This window comes from Roseateles sp. P5_E8 (assembly GCF_054177665.1).
Genome location: NZ_JBGCUM010000016.1, coordinates 1 through 12,204 on the forward strand (window position 1 = coordinate 1; position 12,204 = coordinate 12,204).

A 12,204-nucleotide genomic window follows, 5' to 3' on the forward strand; every position below is an offset into this window, starting at 1 on the left:
CAGCCCCCGCCGCCTGGCCGCCGCGCAGCAGCCCAGCCGTCGGGCCGGCGGCGGTGACGCCCATGGTCTGCGCACGCAGGGCCGCCGCCGCAGGCAGCATGCCGCGCGGCGCGAACGGGTCCTGTTCGATCAGGTGCGGGAAGTCGCCCTTGCTGACCCAGGGCAGCGAATCAAGAGGCAGGCGCCAGCCCATGGGCGAGTCGCCCGGGAAGAGGTAGAGGCGCTCGCCGCGGAAGTACCAGGGCCCCGTCTGCCAGCGGTTGCCGCCCAGCGGCGGCGCTTCCTCGCTGCGGCTCAGCGGCAGCGCATAGCCGACGGCGTGATCCAGGCCCTGCTCGTAGATGCGGCGCAGGCGGGCGCGCTCCATCTCGTCGTCCAGACGCGAGTCGAAGGGGTCGACGTTGACCGGCAGGCGGCGCTCGCGCCAGAGGTAGTAGAAGGTGTCCTCGTAGCCTGGCTGCACATGGGCGTCCGTCACGCCCAGGCGGCGGGTCAGCGCGGCCATGAAGGTCTTGGCGTCCTCGCTGGTGTAGGCGTGGCTCTGGCGCTCGTCGGCAAACCAGTCGGGGTTGCGCCAGCAGGGCTGGCCGTCGGCCCGCCAGTAGATGGACAGCGCCCAGCGCGGCAGTTGCTCGCCCGGGTACCACTTGCCCTGGCCAAAGTGCAGGAAGCCGCCCTGGCCGTATTCGTCGCGCAGGCGGTGCGTGAGCTGCTGGGCGTACAGGCGCTTCGTTGGCCCCAGCGCGTCGGTGTTCCATTCGGCGGCGTCGCGGTCCTCGACGGCGACGAAGGTCGGCTCGCCGCCCATGGTCAGGCGCACGTCGCCGGCCACGAGTTCCCGGTCGACCTGCTCACCGAGCTTGAGCACCTCGGCCCACTGCTCTTCGTTGTAGGGCTTGGTGACGCGCGGCGACTCGTAGATGCGCGTGACGCCCATCTCGTGCTCGAACTCGACCTCGCTTTCGTCCACCGCGCCGCTGATGGGCGCGGCGCTGCCGGGCGTGGGCGTGGCGGCCAGCGGGATGTGGCCTTCGCCGGCCAGCAGGCCCGACGTGGGGTCCAGGCCTATCCAGCCGGCGCCGGGCAGGTAGACCTCGCACCAGGCATGCAGGTCGGTGAAGTCGACTTCTGTGCCGCTGGGGCCGTCGAGTGCCTTCTCGTCGGGGCTGAGCTGGATCAGGTAGCCGGACACGAAGCGCGCCGCCAGGCCCAGGTGGCGCAGCAGCTCCACCAGCAGCCAGCCGGAGTCGCGGCAGGAGCCGGAGGCCTTGGCCAGCGTCTCCTCGGGCGTCTGCACGCCSGGCTCCATGCGGATCAGGTAGGAGACGCCGTTTTGCACCTTGCGGTTGATCTCCACCAGGAAATCATTGGTCGCGCGCGGCGTGCGCGGGACCTCGGCCACGAAGGCGGCCAGCAGCGGCGTGGCGGGCTCGACCTGCAGATAGGGCGCGAGCTCGATCTTCTGGGCCTCGTCGTACTCGAACGGGAACTTCTGCGCATGCTCTTCAAGGAAGAAGTCAAAGGGGTTGTAGACCGCCATCTCGGCGACTAGGTCCACAGTGACGGTGAACTCGGTCGTCTTCTCGGGGAAGACCAGGCGCGCCAGATAGTTGGCGAACGGGTCCTGCTGCCAGTTGAGGAAGTGGCCGGCCGGCTCGATGCTCAGTGAGTAGCTGAGCACGGGGGTGCGGCAGTGCGGCGCGGGGCGCAGGCGCACGACCTGCGGCGCCAGGTTGACCGGGCGGTCGTATTTGTAGCGGGTGACGTGTTTGAGGGCGACGTGGATGCTCATATGGATTTACTCCGCCGCGCGTGTGGCGGGCTGCTCGTTCGTTGAATTCGGTTGTACGGCTAGGCCCATGCCGGGATTTGCCTTCGGCGAAACCTTCGGTTTTCGCCCCGGCTGGGCAAATGCATCCATCACCCCGCGTTCGGGATTGGCTATTGGCTGTTGCGGCTGTTTGGCTGTTTCGGGGACTCCCCTTCTAAACCGCCGAGAAGCACAGGAGCCCGGGGCGCGAGCGCAGCGAGCTTCAAGCTCTGACTTCGCACCCCTTTGTCTGAACGGAGCGTAGCGAAATGAGTTGGGTGCGGCCCCGGGTTCCGAGCATCGCAGGGGACCCCGCAGGGGCGGTTTCGCAGGGCAGAGCTTTTTGCCTACTTTTTGGCGGCGCAAAAAGTAGGTCGCCCGCCGGGGCGAACTCCCGGCTGGGCCTTTGCGCCAAGCCGACTCAGCGCGCAGCCGCCGCCACCCTGAGTCGCTCGCCAAGACGAAATCCCGGCTGGGCTTAGCCATAAACCACCCCTTCGACAAACAACGCGAAAGACTGGTCATGTCCCAAACCCTCAAGTCGAGGGAACCAAGAAGTCGCGGCTGATGCTCGCCCCGAGGTCAGCCACTTCCGCCAGGAAACCATCCAAAAACGGATGCAGCCCCCCCGCCTGGATCTCGTCGATGCGCGCGAACGCCAGTTCGGCCTCCAGCCGCCCCACCCGCCGCAGCGTCTCACCCGACTGCGGATTCGCCACCCGCTTCAGGTTGGCCAGCATGCGCGTGATGCAGTGGGACATCGAGCGCGGCATGTCGGGCCGCAGGATCAGCAGTTCGGCGACCTTGTCGGGCTGGATGACGTTGCTGTAGACCTTGCGGTAGATCTCGAAGCCCGACACCGAGCGCAGCACCGCCGACCAGTAATAGAAATCGCGCGCATCGTCGCGCTCGTCCGAGGCCTCTTCCTGGCGATAGAACTTGACGTCCAGCAGCCGCGCCGTGTTGTCGGCCCGCTCCAGGAAGGAGCCGATGCGGATGAAGTGGAAGGCCTCATCCTGCAGCATGGTGCCCACGGTCACGCCGCGCGACAGATGGCTGCGGTACTTGACCCACTCGAACAGCGCCGACGGGTCGCGCGTCAGCAGGCCGTCGCGCAGCAGGCGGCGGAACTCCAGCCACGTCTGGTTCATCGTCTCCCAGACCTCGGTCGTCAACGCGCCGCGCACGGCCCGCGCGTTCTCGCGGGCGGCACGCAGGCAGTTGAAGATGGACGACTGGTTGTTCTCGTCGGCCACCATGAAGTCCATGACGCTGCGGCTGTCGATGCGCGAGTACTTGGTGTTGTAGAGGCTGTTCAGCTCGGAGATGGACACCAGGCTGCGCCAGGACTGCTCGGACTCCTCGCCCGACTGCGGCTGCAAAGAGGTCTGGTAGGCGATATCCAGCATTCGAGCCGTATTTTCGGCCCGCTCGATGTAGCGGCTGAGCCAGAACAGATGGTCTGCGGTTCTTGAAAGCATCTTGTTGTCTCCCTCAGTCTTCCAGCACCCAGGTGTCCTTGGTACCGCCGCCCTGGCTGCTGTTCACCACCAGGGAGCCCTCCTTCAGCGCCACCCGCGTCAGCCCGCCCGGCACCATGCGCACGGATGCGCCTGACAGCACGAAGGGTCGCAGATCAATGTGACGTGGCGCGATGCCGCTCTCGACAAAGGTCGGGCAGCTCGACAGCGACAGCGTCGGCTGGGCGATGTAGTTGCCCGGGTTGTCCAGCAGCCGTGCGCGGAAGTTCTCGATCTCGTCCTTGGTGGCCGCCGGGCCAACCAGCATGCCGTAGCCGCCCGCGCCGTGCACCTCCTTGACGACCAGCTCGGACAGGTGGGCCAGCGTGTAGGCCAGATCGTCCTTGTCGCGGCAGACGTAAGTGGGCACGTTCTGCAGAATGGGTTTCTCGCCGAGATAGAACTCGATCATCTTCGGCACATAGGGGTAGATGGACTTGTCGTCCGCGATGCCCGTGCCGATGGCGTTGGACAGCGTCACCTTGCCGGCCTTGTAGGCGTCCACCAGGCCGGCGCAGCCGAGCTGCGAGTCGGCGCGGAAAACCTTGGGGTCAAGGAAGTCGTCGTCCAGGCGGCGGTAGATCACGTCCACGCGCTTCGGACCGCGCGTGGTGCGCATGTACACAAAGCCACCGTCGACGAACAAGTCCTGACCCTCGACCAGCTCGACGCCCATCTGCTGGGCCAGGAAGGCGTGCTCGAAGTAGGCCGAGTTGTACATGCCCGGCGTCAGCACGACGACCGTCGGGTCCGACACGCCCTGCGGCGCCACGCTGCGCAGCGTGTCCAGCAGCAGGTCGGGGTAGTGCGCGACCGGCGCCACGCGGTGCCCGGTGAATAGCTCGGGGAAGAGCCGCATCATCATCTTGCGGTTCTCGAGCATGTAGCTCACGCCGCTGGGCACGCGCAGGTTGTCTTCSAGCACGTAGTACTGGCCGCTGCCGTCGCTGTGGCCGGCGCGCACGATGTCGACGCCGGCGATGTGGCTGTAGACGCCGCCGGCGACGTCCACGCCCATCATCTCGGGGCGGAACTGGGCGTTGTTCAGGATCTCGTCGGCGGGCACGATGCCCGCCTTGAGGATCTCCTGGCCGTGATAGACGTCGTGGATGAAGCGGTTCAGCGCCGTCACCCGCTGGGCCAGGCCGGCCTGCATGGACGTCCATTCGCTGGCGGGGATGATCCGCGGGATCAGGTCGAACGGGATTAGCCGTTCGGTGCCCTCCCCCGAATCCTTGTCGCCGTAGACGGCGAAGGTGATGCCCACGCGGCGGAAGATCAGCTCGGCCTGCTCGCGCCGTTCGCGCATCAGCGACTCGGGCTGCTCCGCCAGCCAGCGGGCGTAGCTCTCGTAGTGGGCCCGCACGCCGGCAGCCTGCTGGCCTTGGCCAGTGGCGCCTTGCCACTGCTGTGCAGCGGCGTTCATTTCGTCAAAGGCGGTCTGCATCGTTGCTCCTCTCAAAGCCAACGACGCAAATTCCGCGCCCACGCAAGGCTACGGTTTCTGGTGCGTGCGGGCACTGCGGCGGTGCAGTGCGCCCGCCGCAGAGGCGCCAAGGCACCAGGTTTATACAGTCAGAAGCGCAACTGAAGACCCGTGCTCGCGGAGCGGCCCGCCTGGGGTGCCAGGTCGCGGATGGTCGGCACGGCCGTGGCGTTGTAGGCCAGCTTGTTGCCGAGGTTGTCCAGCTTCAGGTACCAGAGCGCGTCGGTCTGACCCCAACGGAGCTGGCGCGCGACGCTCAGGCGCACCGTGCCGTAGCCTGGCGTAGGCGTGTCGAACTCGGCCACGCGGGTCTGACGGGCGGCGCCACGCCATTCCAGCTTGCCGGACCAGTCGCCTTGCCGCGCCTCCAGCCCCAACATGGCGCGCAGTGGCGCCAGACGGGGCAGCGGCTCCCCGGTGGCACGGTTGTCGCCACGTACGGCGTCCAGCTGGGCCAGCAGCGCCACGGCCGGGTGGGCCTGCCAGCGGCCTTCCAGCTCCACGCCACGCAGCCGCGCGGGCACGGCCTGGAAGTTGTAGACAGGCACCGCCTCGCCGTCGTTGTCCGCCATCTCGCCGGTGGCCTGCAAGGCGATGTAGTTGGCAAAGCGCGTCTCGTAGACGTTGACGTGCACGTGGCTTTGCTCGCCCTCCCACTTCAGGCCGATGTCGGCGCCCTTGGAGCGCTCCAGGCCCAGCGTCGGGTCGCCGCGCTCGAAGGCGGCGCTGGCCACGTGCAGGCCGTTGGCGAACAGCTCGTAATAGGCCGGCGCGCGCTGGGTGCGGTTCAGGTTGGCGCTCAGGCTCCAGGCGTTGTTCAGAGGCAGCACGCCGCTCAGCGCCAGGCTGACCGGGCTGAAGCGGCGCGACTGCGCGGGGCCGAAGCGGTCGCCGCCGTCGGAATCAATGGTCACGCGCTCGGTGCGCGAGCCCGCCGACCAGTCCACGCCGGCCAGCTTGGCCTGCTCCAGCAGGAAGACGCCGGTGCTGCGCGTGCGCGTGCTGGGCACGAAGGCCTCCTCGCCGAGCGCCGAAAAGTCCAGCGCCTCGGTCTGCAGGCCGACGAGACCCTTGACCGGCCCGATGGCGGCGTGCTCCAACTCCAGCCGGCCGTCCGTGCCCCGGCTCTTGAAGGTCGTGCCGACCTCGTCGCCCTCCATCTCCACATGCTCGTAGCGGTTGCGGCTGAGCTGCCAGCTGATGCGGTGGATGGGGCCGTCGTTCGTTGCCCACTCGCCGGCCGTGGCGAGGCGCTGGCGCTGCATGCGGATGGTCACGTCGGCCTCGGCGGTGGTGCCGTAGTCGGTATGGAAGTCGTCCACCGACACGCCGGCAAAGCCGCCCTGGAAGAACACCGAGCCACCCACCGCGCCGCCGTGGCTGCGCGCGGCGGAGTTGCGCACGCTGGTGCGGCTCTCGCCGTCACTGTCGAAACGCGGCGCGCGTTGGTCGTCGGCATCGCGGCCGGCGAGGTCGACGTGCCAGCCGAAGCCCGATTGCGGGGTGCCACTGCCGCCGTCCAGCACGACGGCGCCGCTCTTGTCATTGCTGGCCCCGCCAAAACGAACTTCAGCGGCACCACTCAAGCCCTGGATCAGCGTGCGCGGGATGCGGTTGTCCAGCGTGTTGACGACGCCGCCCACCGCGTTGCCGCCGTAGAGCAACGCCGCCGCGCCGCGCAGCACCTCGACCTTGTCGATGACCAGCGGGTCGATGGCCACGCCGTGGTCGAAGCTGAGGTTGGACGCATCCACCGAAGCGCCGGAGTTGCTGAGGATGCGTACCCGGTCACCATCCAGACCGCGGATGCTGGGCCGGCTGGCGTTGGGGCCGAAGTTGGTGGCCGCCACGCCGGGCAGGCCTTGCAGCGTGTCGCCGAGGTTGGCGGCGCGGGTCAGCACGAGCTGGTCGCCGGACAGGGAGTCGCTGGGCTGGGCCAGCACCTGGCTCTTCAGCGGGTTGCCGGTGACGACGACCTTGTCGAGGGATTCAGCCGGGTCGGCGTGAGAAACGGAGACAACGAAAACGGACAGGCAGGCGGCCGCAACGGGCGCCAAGGCGAAGGAACGCATGAGGGGGTACTTCCACGAGAAAACGCAAACGCCCGCACCCCGACACGGGGGCACGGAAAGGCTTGAGGTTCAGGCGGAAGCGGGCGGCCCTCGGGCGGGCGGCAGATCGAGGCTGACGGCGCGCGGCGCAGACGCCTCGACCGGCAGCGGCGCGGCATGCGTGGCCGAGCCGGCAGTCAGCGCGGCCGGTGCTGCGAGCGGTGCGCCGCTGCCAAGGTCGGCAGCCGTCAGGCAGAGGTCGCAATGAACCAGATGGGCAATGCCATCGTCCTGGCGGTCGTCGATGTGCGAGAGCGCATGCACCCCGGCCATCGCTTGCGCGATGGGCAGGATGAGGGCCAGCCAGAACAGCCAGCTTCGGACGTTGCGACGCAGGTTCACGGGCGCAATCCTAAACTCGGGTTCCTACCGAGCCTGAAGTCACCCTCTCATGAAGCTCATCGACACCATCCTGGCCGACGCGGCCGAGATCACGGCCATACGCCGCGACCTGCACAAGCACCCCGAACTCTGCTTCCACGAGGAGCGCACCGCCGACGTCATCGCCAAGGCGCTGACCGACTGGGGCATCCCCATCCACCGCGGCCTGGGCAAGACCGGCGTCGTCGGCATCGTCAAGAACGGCACGTCCACCCGCGCCGTCGGCCTGCGCGCCGACATCGACGCGCTGCCGATGACCGAGCGCAATGAGTTCCCGCATGCCAGCAGCTACCTGGGCCGCATGCACGCCTGCGGCCACGACGGCCACACGGCCATGCTGCTGGCGGCGGCCAAGCACCTGGCGACGAACCGCAACTTCGACGGCACCGTCTACCTCGTCTTCCAGCCCGCCGAGGAAGGTGGCGGCGGCGCGCGCGAGATGATCAAGGATGGCCTGTTCGAGAAGTTCCCGATGGAGGCGATGTTCGGCGCCCACAACTGGCCCGGCATGCAGGCCGGCCAGTTCGCGCTGAGGTCCGGCCCGGTGTTCGCCAGCAGCAACGAGTTCAAGATCACGCTCAAGGGCAAGGGCTCGCACGCGGCCATGCCGCATCTGGGCTTCGACCCCGTGCCGGCAGCCTGCCAACTGGTCACGGCCTTCCAGACCATCATCAGCCGCAACAAGCGGCCCATCGACCCCGGCGTCATTTCCGTGACCATGATCCACGCCGGTGAAGCCACCAACGTCGTGCCCGACACGGTCGTCATGGAAGGCACGGTGCGCACCTTCACGCTGGAGCTGCTGGACCTGCTGGAGCGCCGCATGAAGGCGATGACCGAGCAACTGGCCGGCGCCTTCGAGCTGACGGCCGAGTTCGAGTTCCGCCGCAACTATCCGCCCACCATCAACCACGTCGCGGAGACCGAGTTCGTGCGCAGCGTGCTGACCGACATGGTGGGTGCCGCCAACGTGCAGGACTTCGAGCCGACGATGGGCGCCGAGGACTTCAGCTACTACCTGCTGGACAAGCCGGGCTGCTACTTCCTCATCGGCAACGGCGATGGCGAGCACCGCGCCGGTGGCCACGGCCTGGGACCTTGCATGCTGCACAACCCCAGCTACGACTTCAACGACGACCTCATCCCGCTGGGCGGCTCCATGTGGGTGCGACTCGCCGAGCAATGGCTGGCCCAACCGAAATGAACCACGAACAAGTCATCACCGACACCCGCGACTGGGTCGTCAAGGCCGTCATCGGCCTCAACCTCTGCCCGTTCGCGAAGGCGGTGCATGTCAATGAACGGATCCGTTATGTCGTCAGCGACGCGACCGACCCCGAGGCGCTGCTGAAGGACCTGGCCCACGAGCTGCTGGCGCTGAATAGAGCCGACCCCGACGAGATCGACACGACGCTGGTGATCCACCCGAAGGTGCTGACCGACTTCCTGGACTTCAACGACTTTCTCGACGCGGCCGATGCGCTGGTGGAGGAGTTGAAGCTCGACGGCATCCTGCAGATCGCCGACTTCCACCCCGACTACCAGTTCGGCGACAGCACGCCCGACGACGTCGCCAACAACACCAACCGCTCGCCCTACCCGACGCTGCACATCCTGCGCGAGGACAGCATCGAGCGGGCCGTCGAGGCGATGCCGGACACGGCGTCCATCTACGAGAACAACCTCGACACGCTGACGCGGCTGGGCCATGAGGGCTGGGCCGCCCTGGGCTTGAAAAAATCTACTCCTTGACCCACGAGAAGCCGCCGACGGCCTTCTTCGGCGCATTGGCCCGCGTGCGCAACACGGCGTCGAAGCCACTCTTTCCGCCGTTCCACAGCGCCGTCAGCAGGCCGACGACGTCCTCGCGCGTGTAGGGATCCAGGTCGGGGCGGAACTGCTTGATGGCCGCGGCCAGCATGTCGCGCGGCAGCTCCTGGTGCGTGGCCAGCACGGCAAACATGGCCGCATGCAGGTCGGGCCAGGCCGCGCACAGCGCCTGGATGCGCGGCAGCGCCTCGGCCGGCGCGGGGCGGTGGCCGGGCAGCAGCCAGCCCAGGCCGTCGGCGTTTTCGGCGTCTGCGGCGCCATCTTCTTGCGTGGCATCGTCCATCGCTTGTCTCCTTGTGCCCTGAGATTGCCCCGAGATTTCTCACGCCCAGCGGCCGGTGTCAATCATTTATCGTCTATGACTCCGCGCAAATCGGCACGCACGTGAGCGCTGATTGCTCCCTGACGCCTCAGTCATGCGGCAAACTCGCCCGCTGCTTCCGTGCCCCCGCCGCCATGCAACCCAAGACCCTCGCCCTGATCGACGACGACGCCGAATACTCGGAGTTCCTGACCCAGTTCCTGCAGGAGCAGGGCATCGCGGTCAGCCGCTACGACGACAGCAACGCCCTGCTCGCAGCGCCCGAGGCCTTCTCGTTTGAGTTCTATCTCGTCGACCTGATGTTGCCGGGCGTCAACGGTGTGGAGCTGATCAAGATCCTGCGCCGCCGCAGCGACGCCGGCATCGTCGTCGTCTCAGGTCGCCTCGGGGCGGAGGTCTTCCGCGAGGTCATCACGGCCGGCGCCGACATGTACCTCGTCAAACCCGTGCAGTTCGAGCAGGTGGCATTGGCCATCGCCGCCGTGCAGCGCCGCGTGGCCAAGCCCGCCGCGGCCGACGCGGCCTGGAAGCTGGACCGGACCAGCGGCGAACTCATCGTGCCGGACGGCACCCGCATCCAGCTCAGCGAGGCCGACCGCCAGTTGCTCGAATGCTTCGCGGCGGCCGGCGGCGAACCCGTCACGCGCGAGGCCCTGCTCAACAAGCTCGGTCGCGAGCTGCCCGAGGGCGAGACGGACGACGGCCTGTCGGCCACCATCTACCGCCTGCGCCGCCGCATCGAGCGGGCCACGCCGACGCTGGTGCCGCTGCAGAGCAAGTCGCGCGTGGGCTATGTGTTCCGCGCGCCGCTACAACTCATCTGAACTGGGTATTGCGGGCCGAGCGCTGGGCCGCTCCCAAGCCGGCCCGACGGGCGATGTGCTTGCCGGTCGATCCGGCGAGCATCGCCGTCCCCCCGGGGGACCGCCCAGGCTCGCCTGCGTTCAGCGAGGCGAGATTGGGCGAGGGGCAGTTTCACTTCAGCTCGGAGCATCGGCGGCCTTCAGCACCACCGCATTGCGGCCGCCGCGCTTGGCCTCGTAGAGCGCGGCGTCGGTGCGGGCGATCAGCGGGCGCAGTTCCACGTCGTCCGGCGCAGCCAGGCTGACACCGATGCTGACCGTCACCTTGCCCACGCCGGGGAAGACCGCCGCCTCGACCGCCGCGCGGATCTTCTCGGCCGCCATGACGGCCTCCGCCGGGCCGGCCAGCTCAGGCAGCAACACGGCGAACTCCTCGCCGCCGAAGCGGGCCGCCACGTCGGTGGCGCGCACCGACGCCTGCAGCAGCTGCGCGAGTCGGCGCAGCACCTCGTCCCCGGCCGGATGGCCGAATTCGTCGTTGACGCGCTTGAAGTGATCCACGTCGACCAGCAGCAGGCCGTGCACGCGGCCGTTGGTGCTGCCGTATCGGCGGTCCAGCGCATGGGCCTCGGCCAGGCGAGCGTCCAGACTGCGGCGGTTGTGCAGGCCGGTCAGCGGATCGCGCGTGGCCAGGTGCTCCAGCGCGGCGTTGGCGGCCTGCAGCTCGGCGGTGCGCTGCTGCACCTGGGCTTCCAGCGTGACGTTGGCCTGCTGCAGCTCCTGCTCGGTGGCGAGCAGGGAGCGCGCCATGGACTGCATGGCCTGGCTCAACTTCGCCAGCTCGTTGGCGGCCGGCCTGTCGGGGAAGTGGGGAATGCGGCGCTCGCTCTCGACCCGCACGGCAATGCGCGCCAGCTGCTCCACCGGCCGGCTGATGCGCCGCGCCAGCAGCAGCGCGGCCAGCGTCAGTGCGGCAGCCGCCATCAGGCCCAGCAACACCAGCTCACGGCGCAGGTCGCGCACCGGGCGCATGGCCAGTTCCATGGGCTGGCGGGCAACGATGCGCCAACCCAGCTCGGCATTAGTGCGCGCCTGCAAGGGCGCCTCGCTGGTCAGATAGGCCTTGCCATCGAACACCAGCTCGCCTTCGAAGCGGCCGTTGACCAGCTTGGGCAGCACGCTGTCACCCCTGGCCTGCGCCAGCTTGAGCGCCTCGGGGTAGAGCACGCGGCCCTGGCGGTCGATGATGAGGGCGTCGATGCCGCTGCCGGGGTTCTGGCGCCGCGTGACGCCGTCGACCAGGCCGGTGACCCAGCGCCAGTGCGCATGCGCGCCCACCACGCCGCGCAGGCGCCCTTCGGCGTCGCGAATGGGGGCGGCGAAGTCGATGAAGCGCGTCGGCTCGCCGTTGGGCTGGGCCGGCAGCATGGTGGCCAGCAGCTTGGCCTCGTGCACGTCGCCCACGTAGACGCGCTCGAGCCCGGCGATGAACCATTCGCGCTGCGCCACCGAGCGGCCCGCCAGCATGCCGCCGCTGGCCTGCAGCACGGTGCCGTCCGGCGCGGCAATGCCCAGCCAGGCGAACTCGTCGTGCAGGGCCTGGCGGCGCTCCAGCGCGTCGCGCACGAGGGCGGAATCCAGCGCGCCGTCGACGAGATGTGGCGCGACGCTGAGCAGTTCGATCTCGCGCTCGCGGTCGCGCAGCTGCGTGGCCAGCAGCTCGGCTGCGGACTGGGCGGTGGCGCGCACGGCGGCCTGCTGGGCCAGGAAGATCTCGTCGGTCGCCAGGCTGCCAAGGTAGCCGCCCACCAGGGTCAGGATGGCCAGCGCCAAGCCCCCCAACACCAGGCTGAGCTGGCCGCGCAGGCTGGGCAAGCGGCGGGCGGGCTTGGCGGGCTGGGCAGGGGTGTCGGGCATCGCAATTGCGGGGCGCAGCCGGGA

Annotated in this window: 10 protein-coding genes; 3 read left to right on the forward strand and 7 right to left on the reverse strand. The window is 68.6% G+C overall.

Annotated features, from left to right (window positions below; all coding sequences use genetic code 11):
* The 5 genes from ACXRVZ_RS11715 to ACXRVZ_RS11735 form a co-directional block, all read right to left on the reverse strand.
* Positions 1–1,792: transglutaminase family protein (locus tag ACXRVZ_RS11715; protein WP_458232431.1), on the reverse strand; the 1,792-nt coding region annotated here is incomplete at its 3' end.
* A gap of 554 nt (positions 1,793–2,346) precedes the next feature.
* The gene (locus ACXRVZ_RS11720) at positions 2,347–3,291 is read right to left on the reverse strand and encodes an alpha-E domain-containing protein (protein WP_457420510.1); all 945 of its coding nucleotides are present in this window, start codon (positions 3,289–3,291) and stop codon (positions 2,347–2,349) included.
* A 13-nt stretch (positions 3,292–3,304) separates the two neighbouring features.
* Complete coding sequence (locus ACXRVZ_RS11725) at positions 3,305–4,777, reverse strand: circularly permuted type 2 ATP-grasp protein (protein ID WP_458232432.1); 1,473 nt, start codon at positions 4,775–4,777, stop codon at positions 3,305–3,307.
* A 128-nt stretch (positions 4,778–4,905) separates the two neighbouring features.
* On the reverse strand, positions 4,906–6,888 hold the full coding sequence (locus ACXRVZ_RS11730; RefSeq protein WP_457420514.1) for a TonB-dependent receptor: 1,983 nt from the start codon (positions 6,886–6,888) through the stop codon (positions 4,906–4,908).
* A gap of 69 nt (positions 6,889–6,957) precedes the next feature.
* Positions 6,958–7,269: a hypothetical protein gene (locus ACXRVZ_RS11735; RefSeq protein ID WP_457420516.1), complete on the reverse strand. Its 312-nt coding sequence runs from the start codon at positions 7,267–7,269 to the stop codon at positions 6,958–6,960.
* A gap of 49 nt (positions 7,270–7,318) precedes the next feature.
* On the opposite strand from ACXRVZ_RS11735, the gene ACXRVZ_RS11740 reads away from it, so the two are divergent.
* Positions 7,319–8,512, forward strand: a complete 1,194-nt coding sequence (locus ACXRVZ_RS11740) for a M20 aminoacylase family protein (protein ID WP_457420518.1) — start codon at positions 7,319–7,321, stop codon at positions 8,510–8,512.
* Entirely contained in the window at positions 8,509–9,060 is a 552-nt protein-coding gene (locus ACXRVZ_RS11745; protein WP_457420519.1) for a DUF1415 domain-containing protein, read from the forward strand. Before ACXRVZ_RS11740 ends, ACXRVZ_RS11745 begins: the two co-directional genes overlap by 4 nt.
* Here the strand turns inward: ACXRVZ_RS11745 and ACXRVZ_RS11750 are convergent.
* Positions 9,050–9,421, reverse strand: a complete 372-nt coding sequence (locus ACXRVZ_RS11750; protein WP_457420521.1) for a hypothetical protein — start codon at positions 9,419–9,421, stop codon at positions 9,050–9,052. The two genes, ACXRVZ_RS11745 and ACXRVZ_RS11750, sit on opposite strands and share 11 nt — an antisense overlap.
* 173 nt (positions 9,422–9,594) lie before the next feature.
* On the opposite strand from ACXRVZ_RS11750, the gene ACXRVZ_RS11755 reads away from it, so the two are divergent.
* A complete protein-coding gene (locus tag ACXRVZ_RS11755) occupies positions 9,595–10,284 on the forward strand; it encodes a response regulator transcription factor (RefSeq protein WP_457420523.1) in 690 nt (229 codons plus the stop codon).
* A gap of 156 nt (positions 10,285–10,440) precedes the next feature.
* Here the strand turns inward: ACXRVZ_RS11755 and ACXRVZ_RS11760 are convergent, their stop codons facing one another.
* Positions 10,441–12,180, reverse strand: a complete 1,740-nt coding sequence (locus tag ACXRVZ_RS11760) for a diguanylate cyclase (protein WP_457420525.1) — start codon at positions 12,178–12,180, stop codon at positions 10,441–10,443.
* Positions 12,181–12,204 lie beyond the last annotated feature (24 nt).